The following is a 16360-nucleotide window of genomic DNA, read 5'->3' on the forward strand; positions in this document are numbered from 1 at the left end:
AGCTTCGCACCGACAGAACGCGATACCGCCTCTATTTGGCCCACTTCTTGCGTTCCATGCCCGCTTTTCGCGCATCGCAGGATCCTACACGGATGGACAGTCTCAAAACCGGCACCGATACCCTCTTCCTTCTGCTCGGCGCAGCGATGGTGCTCGCGATGCACGCGGGCTTTGCGTTTCTCGAGCTGGGCACGGTACGCAAGAAGAATCAGGTCAATGCGCTCGTGAAGATTCTGGTCGACTTTTCGGTGTCGACCATCGCGTATTTCTTCATCGGCTACACGATCGCCTACGGCGTGCAGTTCTACGGCAGCGCCGAGACGCTCTCGCAGCACAACGGTTATGCGCTCGTGCGCTTCTTCTTCCTGCTGACCTTCGCGGCGGCGATTCCCGCGATCGTGTCGGGCGGCATCGCCGAACGCTCGAAGTTCAACCCGCAGCTCTTCGCGACCTTCGTGCTGGTGGGCTTCATCTATCCGTTCTTCGAAGGTATCGCGTGGAACGAGCGCTTCGGCATCCAGGCGTGGATCGCGCATGCGTTCGGCGCGCCGTTCCATGACTTCGCCGGTTCCGTCGTGGTGCACGCGTTCGGCGGCTGGGTCGCGCTGCCCGCCGTGATGCTGCTCGGCGCGCGCCACGGCCGCTACACGCGCGACGGACGTATTGCCGCCCATCCTCCGTCGAACATTCCGTTCCTCGCGCTCGGCGCGTGGGTGCTGGCCGTCGGCTGGTTCGGCTTCAACGTGATGAGCGCGCAGACGATCGATAAGATCAGCGGCCTCGTCGCCGTCAACTCGCTGATGGCGATGGTCGGCGGCACGCTGACCGCGTGGCTCGCGGGCCGTAACGACCCCGGCTTCACGTACAACGGCCCGCTCGCCGGACTGGTGGCCGTGTGCGCCGGCTCGGACCTGATGCATCCGCTGGGCGCACTGGTGACGGGCGCCGTCGCGGGCGTGCTGTTCGTGTACATGTTCACGACCGTGCAGAACCGCTGGCGTATCGACGACGTGCTCGGCGTGTGGCCGCTGCACGGCCTGTGCGGCGCGTGGGGCGGCATCGCGGCGGGCATCTTCGGCCAGCACGCGCTGGGCGGCCTCGGCGGGGTCTCGTTCGCAGCGCAGCTGCTCGGCACGCTCGGCGGCGTCGTGTTCGCGACGCTCGGCGGCACGATCGTCTATGGCGCGATCCGGCTGACGGTCGGCCTGCGTATCGACCAGGAAAACGAATACAACGGCGCCGACCTGTCGATCCACAAGATCACCTCGACGCCGGAGCGCGAAACGGTCGGCTAAGGGGCTTTGCGCGGTCGCGATGCGCCGCCGCTCTGCCGGGGCATCGATGCACGCCCGCGCCGGCTGGTGTAACCTCGCGTTTCAGGGATCGGCACCCGCCACTGGCGACCTGCCGATTCCTCATACGATCGCGCGCGCCGGTGTTAGACTTGCGCGCGCCGGAGATGGCATTCTCCTAAACCGCCCTCGTGGCTGATGATGCCTGCTTCGCCCGGAAGCTGCGGACGTTGCAGTGTCACGCCCCGCCGCAGCCCGGTTCGTCGACGTTCGGCTTTCCAGGCTTGCTCATGTATCTGTCCATTCTTGCCGTCGGTATCGGCGGCGCACTCGGTTCGCTGTTCCGCTGGTTTCTCGGTCTGCGCCTCAATGCGCTCTTTCCGGCGCTGCCGCTCGGCACGCTGGCCGCCAACGTGATCGCCGGCTACATCATCGGCGTGGCGGTCGCGTACTTCGGGCGCAATCCGCAGATCGCGCCCGAATGGCGGCTCTTCATCATCACGGGGCTGATGGGCGGCCTGTCGACGTTCTCCACTTTCTCCGCCGAAGTCGTGCAACATTTGCAGCAAGGCCGGCTCAACTGGGCGGCAGGCGAGATCGCGATTCACGTGACAGCATCCGTGATCGCGACGGTGCTCGGCATTGCGACGGTCGCCATCGCGGCACGCTGACGAGTCACCGCCCGCGTAAGTCACGCGCAACGATGACCGACACCCGCCGTTCATCAAAAGATCATGGCCTGAGCCTGCCGCGCGCACATCGCGTGGCTGTATCATCGTCGTCATATGCGGCGGGCAATGTGATGACCATCATGCACTCGCCGCGACAGACGGCATGAGCCGGGCGGCGCGCGAAGCGTCCGCTTCGTGCGCATGCCAGGCAAGCCAGCCGGGGACCTCTTGAAGTACAGATATCTTTCGCGTCGTGCGTTCCATCCGCTGCAGCGCAGTGCTGAGGAACTGTCGTTCGCGTTTTCGGAGCTGCTCGCACAGCCGCTCAGCCGCCCCGAAGCGGCCGCACGTTTCGAACACCTCTGGAACGAAGTCAACGACGCCGCGCAGTCGTGCGTCGACAGCGATGCCGCCTTCTCGTACATCGCGCTGCTGCAAAGCATGGATCAGCGCTGGCGGTTCCTGCGATCGATGAACTAGCGGGCCAGCCGACCGTGTCCTCCGATCAGCCCGTCGACCAGCAGGCCACCCCGCAAGCGCGGCCGCCCCGCTCCGCCGACGAGATCGAAAAGGACTTCCTGGATTTGATGATGTCGGGCATTCCGTCCGACATCGCGCACGACAAGTTCGAACGCCTGTGGGATGAAACGAACGCGCTTGCCGCATCGATGATGATGACGTCGCAGGCGCTTCCGTATATTGCGCTGCTCAAGCGCATGCACGCGGATTTCGCCGGGCGCTACCCGCGACGCACGGGATAAGCGCGGCGCGCATTCAACGCAGCGGCGGCACGCACGGCCGCCGCTTTCGAACTACGACCTCGAATTACGACTTTGCGGGACGCCCCGTCTTCACGGCTTCGAGTTCCTGCACGGCCGCGACGAGCCGCTTGGCTGGCGAAACGGCAAGCAGGTTCAGACCCGCACGCAGCAACTCGCTCTTCTTGACGGAGAGACCCGCATCGAGACAACGCTGCTTGAGTTCGGCGATCTTCGCGTAGTCGGACTTCGGCATCGTGAAGCTGTCGCGCACCACTTTTTCCTTCTCTTTCTTCGCACGCGGTTTTTTGTCTTCGGCGACGGCAGGCGCCGCTGCGGGCCTGGTCGTCTTCACGGCCTTCGTGGTCTTCACCGCCTTCGCTTCCTTCGGCGGCTTGACTGCCTTGGCCGGCTTCGCGGTCGAGGCGGACGGGGCCTCGCTTGCCGGCTTGGCAGCCTTGTCAGCCTTCACGCTGCCGGCGGTCTTTGCGGCCTGAGTCGCTTTCACCGTCTTCGCCGCTTTCGGCGCCTTTGCGGATTTCGGCGTCGCGTTCGAGGTGTCGGGCGCGCTCGCCGCGGCTTCGGAGGCCGTCGATGCCTTTGTCGGCTCCGCGGCCCGCGCTGCCTTCGCGGACGGCTTCTTCGCTTCCGCGGCCGGTTCCTTCGCACTCTTCGGGAAGTGGAAAGCCTTCTTGGTCGGTTCCTTGATTCGTGGCGTGCTCATGTCGATCCCTCGTTAACGGTATAAACAGTATATACGGTTTTCGGGCGGACAAATCCCGCTGCATCGCGCCGCAAGCAACTACGCTTTTTTCAGCAGACGGACGGCCTCACGCTGCCGCTGCTTGCGACGCCCCTTCAGAAACGCGAGCGCTTCGCGCGCGTCCTCTTCGCTAGCGAACAGGTTCAGGTTTTCGCGCAACAGCGCGACGCTCGCGATCACGTCGTTGAGTTCGCCGAAGCACTGCTGCATATTCTTGAGACGCTTGAGCGTGCGTGCATGCGCGGCGTCGTCGAGCGCGGGGCCGAAGAACTCGATCAGATAGCGAACCCGCTTGCCGGACTTGCGCACGTCATGCAGCGAATCGTAGTCGGCGTGTTTTGCGCGCGACGCCTTGCGCATGCGCTTGCGCAACGATTTTTCAGCGACGCGCACACGCTTCGCCGCGAACTTCTGCAATGCATGCCGTTCGGGCGCCGTGTTCAGTTCCTTCGATGTGTTCGCGAGCGCGTCGTGCAGCACGTTGCGGATGTCGGCGTTGATGAGCGTTTCGCGGCTCGTGGCGAGTGCGCGTTCGCGCGCTTCGTGCAGGCTGGCAGGCACGTCGCGCACCATGCCGCTTGCGCCCGTTTCGTCGTTTGCGCTTGCCAGCAGTTCGAGCAGGATGTCCCAGTCGCGCGTGCGTCCGGCGGCGTCGGCGAGAAAACGATACAGCGCGCGCTGACGCGTGTTTTCGGCCTTGTCGAGCAGCGGCCGGTAGGCCCACCACAACGAGCGCAGGCGCCGCAGCGCGACGCGCAACTGATGCAGGGATTCGGGAGAAGCGTCGGCGTGGATCGATGCATTGTGCGCAAGCGCTTCGTCGACGAGCGGCGCCGCGAGCGCGGCGAACGTCGATTCCGCCTGCGCCCCGTCGCCCAGTGCGGCGATATCGTGCGTAGGATCGTCGTCTTTCATGGGGCCTCGTATCGGGAGCGATAACAAGATGCCATGCGATGCATCGACCGATGCAGAGGACATCATACGCTTTCCACATCGGACAAAAATCGCGAATCCCGAGGCTGCGCCCTATTTGTCCGGCGGCACGGTCGCGCGTGCGAACGTCGCCAGATCCATCACGAAACAGAACGCCGGGGCCGCCGCCAGCACGCAATCGCACGGAAGCGTCGGAGCTTCATCGCGCGGCGGCTTGCGGCGCAACGCGACCACGCCCTCGACCCAGCGCCGGAAAGCGGGCAACGGCCAGCCGCAGCGCACTGCGGCCGACGCCTCGACTTCCACGTTGTCTTCAAGCAGCCAGCCGCCGACGTAGTTACGCGCGAGCAAATGAAACGGCAAGCTCTGCGAAACGCTCGCAGGGTCGACGGGCCCGTCGCCTGCCCCGCGAACGCCCGGCGCGAGATAAATGAAATAGTGCGGCGCGAGACTTTGTGCATGCGTGACGACATCGGCGACATCAGGCTCGTGCCGCGCGAGTTCGTGCGCGTCGGGCGCCGTATGCGCGCGCATCTCTGTCAGCTTGACGCGTAGTGCTTGAAGTTTTTGCCTGCACGCGTACGTCCAGCGCTGTTCCGCGTCGTCGAGGTCGAACTCGAGCGCGCCCACGTCGTTCAGATGCACGGCCTTCGCATCGGCAAGCGCGCGTCGCGCCTCGATGATCGCCTTCGGCGCGCTCAGCGAAAAGTAGCGCGACAGCTCGCGGCCGATGTCGTCGTCATCGGTCCGGAATTCGAGCAGGCACCAGCGCAACGACGGATCGAAAGCGAACGCATCGCCGTGCGCGATGCGCATGCCGAGCGCGCTCGTCGCATACAGATATTCGACCGTCTTGCGCGTCGCCGACACGCGCTGCGTCGACACAGGGAGATCGGACTCGCGGAGGTTCAGGGTATCCATGTTCACTCCCGGGAAGGGGATTCGCCTCGCCGTGCGCCGGTTGCAATCGGCGCACGATCCACCCTGCACAGCGAGAACTACGCCATCCGCACCGCACTACGTGACGGCGAGAGGCCTCACGCGACGTTCGATTGGAACGCTCACAGGCACGCCGGATGCGCTACGCATTCCGTGGACTTCCAAAGGAGGAAATCATGACCACACTTGACCCGAAAATGAACCCGGCACATGCCGGCGCAGGCATCGTCGGCGGTGGCGTGGGCGAAGGTCCGGGGCCTGAAGTGATGGCCGCGGCAACGCTGGATGGCAACAAGGTCGTCTCGTCGGATGGCGAACATGTCGGCAAGATCTCGGACATCATGCTCGACGTGCGCAGCGGACGCGTCGCGTATGCGGTGTTGTCGGAGGGCGGCTTCCTCGGCATGGGCAGCAATCTGCACGCAATCCCGTGGAGTGCGCTGACGCTCGATACCGACGAGAAGGTATTCCGCGTCGATATCACCGCGCAGCGGATCAAGGACGAACCGGGCTTCGACAAGGATCACTGGCCTTCGATGGCCGACGAAACCTGGGGCACGCAGATGCACCAGTACTACAACCGCGATCCGTACTGGATGTCGACTTCCGTCGATCCGATGCGCGACCGGGGGTTGTGATTTCGACAGCGGCGCGCCCGCGCCGCGCTGCCGACTTTTCCTTCATCGATGCTCATGCCGGCGGCCGCCAGGATTCTGGCGGCCGCCGCGCTTCATTTGCCGGGTGCGCGTAGCATGCGTGCTTTGACGCCGTACTCGTCAATACATATCGTCACGCCCTGCCCGCCCGCTTCCCGCCGCTGGATAAACGCTCGCAAACCGACCGGACGGATAAAAAAAAGGCGCCACGTTGCCGTGGCGCCTTCAAAAAGTTCTAGCCATTCCGAGGGCCGTGCTAGAACCTGAGAGACGGTACTGAAAAGTGGTGCAGAAATTGGGGTTTCGAAGCGCAGACTGCTTGACGGGACGCGAACGCTGCGATTAGACGCGCGCTGCGATATGTCGTTTTTACTTACGATTACTGCGCACTTTCGAAATATAGTTCCATTTTTTATGGTAATGCTGACTAAGTCAAGCAAAATTTAATCGCTTCCGGAGGTCCAAAAGTTACATTCCTATACAATGAATCGTAGTAGGAAAAAAGACACTTAGGCCTTGCTGAGAGAGGGTCTGAGAGCGCTTCAGACGGGTCTGTGCCGCTGAGCGCGTTCCGCAATATTGAAATAGCGTTTCATAAAAACCACATGAACCAGTCATCGACGCGCCCCGTCGCCGGCGATGCCGCGAAGGAAAAAGACGGCTCGGGCGACGAGGTCACCGCGCTCGCCCGCGGCCTCACCGTGCTTCGGAGGATCGCGGCCGCCGACGCCCCGCTTTCCAACCGCGAGCTGACGGAGCTGACGGGCATTCCCAAGCCGACCGTCTCCCGGATCACCGCGACGCTGGTCAGCGCGGGCTTCCTGTTCCGTTTGCCGGACAGCGAGCGTTTCGTGCTGACGTCGTCGGTGCTGGAGTTGAGCAACGGCTTTCTGCGCAACTTCGACATCCGCGCGCGCTCGCGGCCCTTCCTGATCGAACTGGCCGAACGCACGTCGCTCTCCGTGCATCTGGCCGTGCGCGACCGGCTCGACATGGTCGTCATCGACGCCATCAAACCACGCTCCGCCGTGCTGGTATCGCGCCTCGACGTCGGCTCGCGGATGGACCTGAGCCGCACGGCCGTCGGCCGCGCCTATCTGGCTGCCCTGTCCGAAACGGACCGGCAGAACCTGCTGGCCGGCCTGCAGGCCGCGGCGGGCGACGACTGGGGCAACATTAGCGCCCGGCTCGATGCCGCATTGCACGAGACGACGGCACAAGGCTTCGCGATCGCAACGGGCGAATGGTACGAAGGGCTGAACGCAATCGCCGCCGGCTTCATCGGGCCTTCGGGTGAACGCTACGCGGTCAATTGCGGCGGCTCGGCACATCAGTGTCCACGCGATTGGCTGGTAGCGCGGGCGGCCCCCGCGTTGCTCGAGACCATCGACAAAATCGTCCACGAAATCGGCGGCACGCCTGGGCGCCGGCTCGATGACTGAGACGTCGTGCGGCGTGTCCGGGCAACGTCGGGCAGTCCTCGCATTCGTGCGACCTGTTGGTGACGCGTCACTGACGCACACCTTTCAGGCACGCCGATCTCGTGTAACCGTCGTAATCCGCCGAAAAATACGCCGCTGGACTGTAACTCCGCCCGGGACGTAGCATCATGCTTTCCCGCGCGCCCGGGAAAGCTGCGACTGCCTCCTGCGCATCCGCGCGCGTTTGCACCGGCAGCGCAAAAGACAACGGAGCGCAGCGGCACGAACATCAGTACGGCCAACAGGGAGGAGCCGTCAATCATGCCGGCAACGCGTCTGCCGCTATCGCGGCCGCCGTCACGTCACGGTCATCTCGATGAGCCATCGCATCAATTAACATCGCGCAGGCACGCGCGATCGACAGAACCCGGCGTGCGGTATGCAGCTACGGCGCGCATCGAACGTTTGCTTCATTTCAAGCCAGCCACCTGATCGAACCGATGGACGAACAAAAAAAGCAGCCTGAATCATCACGCCACGCCGAACCCGCCAGCCCGCCTCCCGGGCGCGAACCCGGGCCCGGCGCCGTCAAGCGCCATCGCGGCCGCACGATCGCGTTGATCGTCGCCGTCGTGCTGATCGCGGGCTTCGTGCTGATGCGCTGGCATCCCTGGAACAAAAGCGCAGACGGCGCGAGCGCGGCAACGGGCGCAAGCGGCGCGCAGGCTGGGCGTGCCGGTCGACGCGGCGGCGGCCCCGGCGGCGGCATGAACCAGCCGCAGCCCGTGCACGTGGCGGCCGCGACGCAAGGCGAAATGCCCGTCGTGCTGAACGCGCTCGGCACGGTCACACCGCTTGCCAACGTCACCGTGCGCACGCAGTTGTCGGGCACGTTACAGACGGTCGCGTTCCAGGAAGGCCAGATGGTCAAGCGCGGCGATCTGCTTGCGCAGGTCGACCCGCGTCCGTATCAGATCAGTCTTGCGAACGCCGAAGGCACGCTCGCCAAGGACATGGCGCTTCTGCAAACCGCCCGTCTCGACCTGAAGCGCTATCAGACGCTGCTCTCGCAAGATTCGATCGCGAGCCAGCAGGTCGACACGCAGGCATCGCTCGTCAAGCAGTACGAAGGCCAGGTCAAGGCCGACCAGGCGAACATCGACACCTTCAAACTCGATCTCACGTACGCGCGCATCACGGCGCCCGTCTCGGGACGCGTCGGCCTGCGTCAGGTCGATGCCGGCAACTACGTCACACCGAGCGACACGAACGGTGTCGTCGTCATCACGCAATTGCAGCCGATCAGCGTGATCTTCACCACTTTCGAAGACAACCTGCCCGCCATCCTCAAGCAACTGCACACGGGCCAGAAGATGTCGGTGACGGCCTACGACCGCAGCAACACGACATCGCTCGAAGCGGGCTATCTGGAAACGCTCGACAACCAGATCGACACGACGACGGGCACCGTGAAGCTGCGCGCCACGTTCCAGAACAACGGCGGGCTGCTGTTCCCGAATCAGTTCGTCAATACGCGCCTGCTCGTGAACGTGGTGAAGGACGCGGTGATCGTGCCGACCTCGTCGGTGCTGAACGGCTCGATGGGCGCATTCGTGTATGTCGTGAAACCCGACAACACGGTGACGGTGCGCACGGTCAAGGTCGGCCCTGTCGACGGCGAGCGCACCAGCATCGCGTCGGGTCTGCAGGTCGGCGAGCGCGTCGTGATCGACGGTTCGGACCGGCTGAAGGAAGGCGCGAAGATCACGATTCCCGCCGACCGTCCGCGCGGTGCGTCGGGTGCGTCGGGTGCATCGGGTGCGCATGCGGCATCGGGCGCTTCCGGTGCAGTGGGCGCATCGGGCGCGCGTCGTCACAAGCACGCGTCGCAGACGTCGGCGGAATAAGGCACGGCTGACCGCATGAATCCATCCCGCGCCTTTATCCTGCGCCCGGTCGGCACCGCCCTTCTGATGGCGGCGATCATGCTGGTCGGGCTCGTCGCACTGCGTTTTCTGCCGCTGTCCGCGCTGCCCGAAGTCGACTACCCGACCATCCAGGTGCAGACTTTCTATCCGGGCGCGAGCCCGGACGTGATGACCTCGTCGGTGACGGCGCCGCTCGAACGCCAGTTCGGGCAGATGCCTTCGCTGAACCAGATGTCGTCGCAAAGCTCGGCCGGTTCGTCGATCATCACGCTGCAGTTCAGCCTCGACCTGCCGCTCGACGTCGCCGAGCAGGAAGTCCAGGCGGCCATCAACGCGGCGGGCAACCTGCTGCCGTCCGACCTGCCCGCGCCGCCCATCTACGCCAAGGTCAATCCCGCCGACGCGCCCATCCTCACGCTCGCGATCACGTCGAAAACGCTGCCCCTCACGCAGGTGCAGGACATCGCCGACACGCGTCTCGCGCAGAAGATCTCGCAGGTGGCGGGCGTGGGTCTCGTGAGCCTGTCGGGCGGTCAGCGCCCCGCCGTGCGCATTCAGGCCAATCCGCGCGCGCTCGCGTCATACGGACTGAATCTCGACGATCTGCGCACCACCATTTCGAACCTCAACGTCAACACGCCGAAGGGTAACTTCGACGGCCCGACGCGCGCCTACACGATCAATGCGAATGACCAGTTGACGGACGCCGACGCGTACAAGTCGGCCGTGGTCGCGTACAAGAACGGCCGCCCGGTGATGCTGACGGACGTCGCGACCATCGTCGCCGGCGCGGAGAACACGAAGCTCGGCGCGTGGGTCGACAGCACGCCCGCGATCATCCTGAACGTGCAGCGTCAGCCGGGCGCGAACGTGATCCAGGTGGTCGACAGCATCAAGAAGCTGTTGCCCACGCTGCAGCAGTCGCTGCCCGCCGCGCTCGACGTGCAGGTGGTCACCGACCGCACCACCACTATCCGCGCGTCGGTGCGCGACGTGCAGTTCGAACTGCTGATGTCGGTCGTGCTGGTCGTGCTGGTGATGTATCTGTTCCTCGCGAACATCTACGCGACCATCATTCCGAGCCTGTCCGTGCCGCTGTCGCTGATCGGCACGCTCGCCGTGATGTACCTGTGCGGCTTCTCGCTCGACAACCTGTCGTTGATGGCGCTCACCATCGCAACCGGCTTCGTGGTCGACGACGCGATCGTGATGATCGAGAACATCGCGCGCTACGTCGAGGAAGGCGACTCGCCGCTGGAAGCCGCATTGAAGGGCTCGAAGCAGATCGGCTTCACGATCATCTCGCTGACGGTCTCGCTGATCGCCGTGCTGATTCCCCTGCTCTTCATGGGCGACGTGGTCGGGCGCCTGTTCCACGAGTTCGCGATCACGCTCGCGGTGACCATCGTCATTTCGGCCGTGGTGTCGCTCACGCTGGTGCCGATGATGTGCGCGAAGCTGCTGCGCCACACGCCGCCGAAAGAAAGCCACCGCTTCGAGGCGCGCGCGCATGCGGCCATCGACTGGGTGATCGCGCGCTACGCGGTCGCGCTCGAATGGGTGCTGAACCGCCAGCGCTCGACGCTCGTCGTCGCGCTGCTCACGCTCGTGCTGACGGCCGTGCTGTACGTCTACATTCCGAAGGGCTTCTTCCCCGTGCAGGACACGGGCGTGATCCAGGCGATCACACAGGCGCCGCAGTCGGTGTCGTATGCGTCGATGGCGGAACGTCAGCAGCAGCTCGCCGCCGAAATCCTGAAGAATCCGAACGTCGACAGTCTCACGTCGTTCATCGGCGTGGACGGCAGCAACATCACGCTGAACAGCGGCCGCATGCTGATCAACCTGAAGCCGCGCGACGACCGCGACGCGACGGCGAGCCAGGTGATCCGCCAGTTGCAGCGCGACACGTCGCACATTCCGGGCGCGACGCTCTACATGCAGCCGGTGCAGGACCTGACCATCGATTCGACCGTGAGTCCGACGCAGTACCAGTTCATGCTGACCGACCCGAATATCGACGAGTTCGCGACCTGGGTGCCGAAGCTGATGGAGCGTCTCGCGCAGTCGCCCGAACTCGTCGACGTCGCAACCGATCTGCAGAACAACGGCCAGTCGGTGTATGTGGAAATCGATCGCGCGTCGGCGGCACGCTACGGCATCACGCCCGCCACCGTCGACAACGCGCTCTACGACGCATTCGGCCAGCGCATCATTTCGACGATCTTCACGCAGTCGAACCAGTATCGCGTGATTCTCGAAGCGCAGCCGCAGATGCAGCACTACACCGAGTCGCTGAACTCGATCTATCTGCCGTCGTCGACGTCGTCGGGCGGTCAGGTGCCGCTGGCTTCCATCGCGAGCTTCCACGAAAAGCCCGCGCCGCTGCTCGTCACGCACCTGAGCCAGTTCCCGGCCACCACGGTGTCGTTCAACCTCGCACCGGGCGCGTCGCTCGGCGAGGCCGTGAAGGCAATCCAGCAGGCGGAAAAGGACGTCGGCCTGCCCGCCTCCTTCCAGACGCGCTTCCAAGGCGCGGCGCTCGCGTTCCAGGCGTCGCTCTCGAACGAGCTGTTCCTGATTCTCGCCGCCATCGTCACGATGTACATCGTGCTCGGCGTGCTGTACGAGAGCTTCGTGCATCCCATCACGATCCTCTCGACGCTGCCGTCGGCGGGCGTCGGCGCGCTGCTCGCGCTGCTGGTGACGGGTCACGACCTCGACATCATCGGCATCATCGGCATCGTGCTGCTGATCGGCATCGTGAAGAAGAACGCGATCATGATGATCGACTTCGCGCTCGAAGCGGAACGCGAGCACGGCAAGCCGCCGCGCGAAGCGATCTATCAGGCGTGTCTGCTGCGCTTCAGGCCCATTCTGATGACCACCATGGCGGCACTGCTCGGCGCATTGCCGCTGATGCTCGGCACGGGCGCGGGTTCCGAACTGCGCCGCCCGCTCGGCATCGCGATCGCGGGCGGCCTGATCGTGAGCCAGTTGCTGACGCTGTTCACGACGCCCGTGATCTATCTCGGCTTCGACTCGATTGCGCGGCGCCTGCGCGCGCGCTTTCATCGTGACGAGCACGGCGACTCGTCCGGCAATGGCGCCGCGCGTCCGCCCGCCACCGACGCGGACGTCTGAGTGAAGAGGCCGAAACGATGAACCTGTCGCGCCCCTTCATTCAGCGCCCGGTCGCCACGACGTTGCTCGCGATCGGCATTGCGCTGTCCGGCCTGTTCGCCTTCGCGCAGTTGCCCGTCGCGCCGTTACCGCAGGTCGATTTTCCGACCATCTCGATTCAGGCGAGCCTGCCCGGCGCGAGTCCGGAGACGGTCGCGACGAGCGTGGCGAGCCCGCTCGAACGGCATCTCGGCACGATTGCCGACGTCACCGAGATGACCTCGTCGAGCTCCGTCGGCTCCGCGCGCATCACGATGCAGTTCGGCCTGAACCGCAACATCGACGGCGCCGCGCGCGACGTGCAGGCGGCCATCAATGCGGCGCGCGCCGACCTGCCCGCGAGCCTGCGCTCGAACCCGACGTATCACAAGGTCAACCCCGCCGATGCACCGATCCTGATCCTCGCGCTCACGTCGAAGACGATGACGGCGGGCCAGTTGTACGACTCGGCGGCGACCGTGCTGCAACAGTCGCTGTCGCAGGTGGACGGGGTTGGCGAAGTCGACGTGAGCGGCTCGGCGAATCCCGCCGTGCGCGTCGAACTGGAGCCGCAAGCACTGTTCCACTACGGCATCGGCCTGGAGGACGTGCGCGCGGCGCTGGCATCGGCGAACGCGAACAGCCCGAAGGGGTCGATCGAATTCGGCCCGAACCGTGTCCAGCTCTACACCAACGACCAGGCGAAGCAAGCGTCGCAGTACAAGGATCTGGTGATCGCGTATCGCGACGGCGCCGCCGTGCATCTATCCGATGTCTCGGAAGTGGTCGATTCCGTCGAAGATCTGCGCAACCTCGGCCTGATGAACAACCAGCGCTCGGTGCTCGTGATCCTGTACCGGCAGCCGGGCGCGAACATCATCGAAACCATCGACCGCGTGAAGGCGATGATTCCGCAATTGAAGGCGTCGTTGCCCGCCGCCGTCGAAGTCACGCCGACGGCCGACCGCTCCACTACCATTCGGGCGTCGCTGAAGGACACGCAATACACGCTGATGATCGCCGTCGCGCTCGTCGTGATGGTCGTGTTCCTGTTCCTGCGCAACTGGCGCGCCACGCTGATTCCGAGCGTCGCCGTCCCCATCTCGATCATCGGCACGTTCGCGGCGATGTATCTGCTCGGCTTTTCGATCGACAACCTGTCGCTGATGGCGCTGACCATCGCGACGGGCTTCGTCGTCGACGACGCGATCGTCGTGCTGGAGAACATCGAGCGGCACATCGAGAGCGGTATGCCGCGCATGAAGGCGGCCTTCGTCGGCGCGCGCGAGGTCGGCTTCACGGTGATGTCGATCAGCATTTCGCTGGTTGCCGTGTTCCTGCCCATTCTGCTGATGGGCGGCATCGTCGGGCGCCTCTTCCGCGAGTTCGCGCTGACGCTGTCGCTCGCGATCGGCGTGTCGCTGATCGTGTCGCTGACGCTCACGCCGATGATGTGCTCGCGCCTGCTGTTCGAGCCGCATGAGAAAAAGGAAGAAGGCCGCTTCGCGCGCGGGCTCGAGCGCGGCTTCAACTGGATGCAGCGCGGCTATGCACGCACGCTCGGCTGGTCGCTGCGTCATCCGCTGCTGATCCTGATGGTGCTGCTGATCACCATCGCACTGAACATCTGGCTCTACATCATCGTGCCGAAGGGCTTTTTCCCGCAGCAGGACACAGGGCGGCTCGTCGGCGGCATTCAGGCCGACCAGTCGACGTCGTTCCAGGCGATGAAAGTGAAGTTCTCCGAGATGATGAAGATCGTCCAGGCGAATCCCGCTGTCGACAGCGTGGTGGGCTTCACGGGTGGACGGCAGACCAATTCGGGCTTCATGTTCGTGTCGCTCAAGCCGAAGTCCGAGCGCAAGATTTCCGCCGATCAGGTGATCCAGCAGTTGCGCGCGCCGCTGGCCGACGTCGCGGGCGCGCGCACCTTCCTGCAGGCCGTGCAGGACATCCGCGTCGGCGGCCGGCAGTCGAACGCGCAGTATCAGTTCACGCTGCTGTCGGACACCACGTCCGACCTGTACAAATGGACGCCGCTGCTGACTGAGGCGCTGCAAAAGCGCCCCGAACTCGCCGATGTGAATTCGGACCAGCAGCAAGGCGGACTCGAAGCGATGGTGACGATCGACCGCGCGACGGCTGCGCGTCTGAACATCAAGCCCGCGCAGATCGACAACACCTTGTACGACGCGTTCGGTCAGCGGCAGGTCTCGACGATCTACAACCCGCTGAACCAGTATCACGTCGTGATGGAAGTCGCGCCGAAATACTGGCAGAGCCCCGACATCCTCAGCCAGGTCTGGATCAGCACGTCGGGCGGCAGCGCGAGCGGCGCGCAGTCGACCAACGCGACGGCGGGCACGGTGACATCGGCGGCGACGTCGAAGGCAACGACGGGCGGCACGGCGGGCACGACGGCGTCGATCGCGTCGGACGCCGCGCGGAATCTGGCGAACAACTCGATTGCGGCGAGCGGCAAGTCGAGCGCGTCGACGGGTGCGGCCGTGTCGACGTCGAAGGAAACGATGATTCCGCTGTCCGCGATCGCGAGCTTCGGGCCGGGCACGACGCCGCTTGCGGTGAATCACCAGAGCCAGTTCGTCGCGTCGACGATCTCGTTCAATCTGCCGCCGGGCAAGTCGTTATCGGACGTGACGCAGATCATCTACCAGACGATGGCCGAGATCGGCATGCCGGGGACGATACATGGCAGCTTCCAGGGCACGGCGCAGGCGTTCCAGCAATCGATGTCCGACCAGCCGATTCTGATTCTCGCGGCGCTCGCGGCCGTGTATATCGTGCTGGGCATTTTGTACGAGAGCTACATCCATCCGCTGACGATTCTGTCGACGCTGCCGTCGGCGGGGGTGGGTGCGCTGCTGGCGCTGCTGCTGTTCAATACGGAGTTCAGCATCATCGCGTTGATTGCGGTGATATTGCTGATTGGCATCGTGAAGAAGAACGCGATCATGATGGTCGATTTTGCGATCGACGCGTCGCGCAAGGGGCTTTCTTCGCGTGATGCGATCGAGCAGGCCTGTTTGCTGCGGTTTCGGCCGATCATGATGACCACCTGCGCCGCGATGCTCGGCGCGCTGCCGTTGGCGTTCGGGCGCGGTGAAGGCGCTGAACTCCGGGCGCCGCTCGGGCTCGCGATCGTGGGTGGGTTGATCGTTAGTCAGATGCTGACGCTCTATACCACGCCCGTCGTTTATCTTTATATGGATCGGATTCGGGTTCGGTGGGAGGCGCGGCGTGGGCGCCGCCGGGGTGCGCAGCCGACCAGTTGATGGTGGGTGCTGTTTTTGCCTTCTCGGCGCGGGCTTCGCCGGTTGGGTTTCGGTCTTGTCTTCGGCTTTTTGCTTTTGCTTTTGCTTTTGCTTTCGCTGGCATCCGCGATTTCACGTCGATGTTCATGCGTTGCCCCTGTGCGGGGCGGCACTCACTTTCTTTGCCGCCGCAAAGAAAGTAAGCAAAGAAAGCGGGCTAACACCGCCAGCCCTTGTTCTTGCCTGCGGGCCCCCAACGGGTCCCGCACTCCACACGGCAACACTTTGTTTTACGCCCGTTGCCACCGCCTTGAACAGGCGCATCACCCACTCCAGTCACCCGTAGCGCAGCCAGCGGCAGCGAACGGTTTGCGACGCCCAGGTGGCAAACTGTGTGTAGGTTGTCGCACCGTATGCGTTGGCGATCCTACGACACCGATCCCGCTTTTCAGTCCGGAGTGGTGCATTTGCGTCGAGACGGCCTACACACAGTTTGCCACCTGGGCGGCAGTGGACGCCTGGTAACGCGGGTCGTGACGCGGGAGTGTGAAGAGGGTGATGCGTG

Annotated in this window: 12 protein-coding genes and 1 riboswitch; of the genes, 9 read left to right on the forward strand and 3 right to left on the reverse strand. The window is 64.3% G+C overall.

Annotated elements, in window-relative coordinates; genetic code table 11:
- Positions 1-92: 92 nt before the first annotated feature.
- The 4 genes from G3N95_RS16705 to G3N95_RS16720 all read left to right on the forward strand — a co-directional run bounded on the left by G3N95_RS16705 (position 93) and on the right by G3N95_RS16720 (position 2724).
- On the forward strand, positions 93-1295 hold the full coding sequence (locus G3N95_RS16705) for an ammonium transporter (RefSeq protein WP_205971195.1): 1203 nt from the start codon (positions 93-95) through the stop codon (positions 1293-1295).
- A gap of 151 nt (positions 1296-1446) precedes the next feature.
- Positions 1447-1507, forward strand: a riboswitch (Fluoride riboswitch).
- A gap of 75 nt (positions 1508-1582) precedes the next feature.
- Positions 1583-1963 (forward strand): fluoride efflux transporter CrcB, encoded by a 381-nt coding sequence (gene crcB, locus G3N95_RS16710; RefSeq protein ID WP_205971196.1) that lies wholly within the window; start codon positions 1583-1585, stop codon positions 1961-1963.
- A gap of 228 nt (positions 1964-2191) precedes the next feature.
- Positions 2192-2443 carry a hypothetical protein gene (locus G3N95_RS16715; protein WP_205971197.1) on the forward strand — a complete coding sequence of 84 codons (252 nt, stop codon included), beginning with the start codon at positions 2192-2194 and terminating at the stop codon, positions 2441-2443.
- 14 nt (positions 2444-2457) lie between these two features.
- Positions 2458-2724: a hypothetical protein gene (locus G3N95_RS16720; protein ID WP_205971198.1), complete on the forward strand. Its 267-nt coding sequence runs from the start codon at positions 2458-2460 to the stop codon at positions 2722-2724.
- A gap of 64 nt (positions 2725-2788) precedes the next feature.
- On the opposite strand, the gene G3N95_RS16725 is transcribed toward G3N95_RS16720, so the two are convergent.
- The 3 genes from G3N95_RS16725 to G3N95_RS16735 form a co-directional block, all read right to left on the reverse strand.
- Positions 2789-3445, reverse strand: coding sequence for a hypothetical protein (locus tag G3N95_RS16725; protein ID WP_205971199.1), 657 nt, complete (start codon positions 3443-3445; stop codon positions 2789-2791).
- 78 nt (positions 3446-3523) lie between these two features.
- Positions 3524-4399, reverse strand: coding sequence for a CHAD domain-containing protein (locus tag G3N95_RS16730; RefSeq protein ID WP_205971200.1), 876 nt, complete (start codon positions 4397-4399; stop codon positions 3524-3526).
- 111 nt (positions 4400-4510) lie between these two features.
- Complete coding sequence (locus G3N95_RS16735; RefSeq protein WP_205971201.1) at positions 4511-5338, reverse strand: hypothetical protein; 828 nt, start codon at positions 5336-5338, stop codon at positions 4511-4513.
- A 194-nt stretch (positions 5339-5532) separates the two neighbouring features.
- On the opposite strand from G3N95_RS16735, the gene G3N95_RS16740 reads away from it, so the two are divergent.
- From G3N95_RS16740 to G3N95_RS16760, 5 genes are all read left to right on the forward strand, one after another.
- On the forward strand, positions 5533-5994 hold the full coding sequence (locus G3N95_RS16740) for a PRC-barrel domain-containing protein (RefSeq protein WP_205971202.1): 462 nt from the start codon (positions 5533-5535) through the stop codon (positions 5992-5994).
- 623 nt (positions 5995-6617) lie between these two features.
- Entirely contained in the window at positions 6618-7454 is an 837-nt protein-coding gene (locus tag G3N95_RS16745) for an IclR family transcriptional regulator (RefSeq protein ID WP_205971203.1), read from the forward strand.
- Positions 7455-7933: 479 nt separating this feature from the next.
- Positions 7934-9340 carry an MdtA/MuxA family multidrug efflux RND transporter periplasmic adaptor subunit gene (locus G3N95_RS16750; RefSeq protein WP_205971204.1) on the forward strand — a complete coding sequence of 469 codons (1407 nt, stop codon included), beginning with the start codon at positions 7934-7936 and terminating at the stop codon, positions 9338-9340.
- A gap of 15 nt (positions 9341-9355) precedes the next feature.
- Entirely contained in the window at positions 9356-12505 is a 3150-nt protein-coding gene (locus G3N95_RS16755; RefSeq protein ID WP_205971205.1) for an MdtB/MuxB family multidrug efflux RND transporter permease subunit, read from the forward strand.
- Between the two features lie 17 nt (positions 12506-12522).
- Positions 12523-15816 (forward strand): efflux RND transporter permease subunit, encoded by a 3294-nt coding sequence (locus G3N95_RS16760; protein WP_205971206.1) that lies wholly within the window; start codon positions 12523-12525, stop codon positions 15814-15816.
- The last annotated feature ends 544 nt before the right edge of the window (positions 15817-16360 follow it).

This window comes from Paraburkholderia sp. Tr-20389 (assembly GCF_017104565.1).
Taxonomy (GTDB): Bacteria; Pseudomonadota; Gammaproteobacteria; order Burkholderiales; family Burkholderiaceae; genus Paraburkholderia.

Bases quoted from the DNA above. Each gene is read 5' to 3' on its own strand.
- G3N95_RS16705 (WP_205971195.1), top strand. From the start codon at position 93: ATGGACAGTCTCAAAACCGGCACCGATACCCTCTTCCTTCTGCTCGGC.
- crcB (WP_205971196.1), top strand. From the start codon at position 1,583: ATGTATCTGTCCATTCTTGCCGTCGGTATCGGCGGCGCACTCGGTTCG.
- G3N95_RS16725 (WP_205971199.1), bottom strand. From the start codon at position 3,445: ATGAGCACGCCACGAATCAAGGAACCGACCAAGAAGGCTTTCCACTTC.
- G3N95_RS16730 (WP_205971200.1), bottom strand. From the start codon at position 4,399: ATGAAAGACGACGATCCTACGCACGATATCGCCGCACTGGGCGACGGG.
- G3N95_RS16735 (WP_205971201.1), bottom strand. From the start codon at position 5,338: ATGGATACCCTGAACCTCCGCGAGTCCGATCTCCCTGTGTCGACGCAG.
- G3N95_RS16740 (WP_205971202.1), top strand. From the start codon at position 5,533: ATGACCACACTTGACCCGAAAATGAACCCGGCACATGCCGGCGCAGGC.
- G3N95_RS16745 (WP_205971203.1), top strand. From the start codon at position 6,618: ATGAACCAGTCATCGACGCGCCCCGTCGCCGGCGATGCCGCGAAGGAA.
- G3N95_RS16750 (WP_205971204.1), top strand. From the start codon at position 7,934: ATGGACGAACAAAAAAAGCAGCCTGAATCATCACGCCACGCCGAACCC.
- G3N95_RS16755 (WP_205971205.1), top strand. From the start codon at position 9,356: ATGAATCCATCCCGCGCCTTTATCCTGCGCCCGGTCGGCACCGCCCTT.
- G3N95_RS16760 (WP_205971206.1), top strand. From the start codon at position 12,523: ATGAACCTGTCGCGCCCCTTCATTCAGCGCCCGGTCGCCACGACGTTG.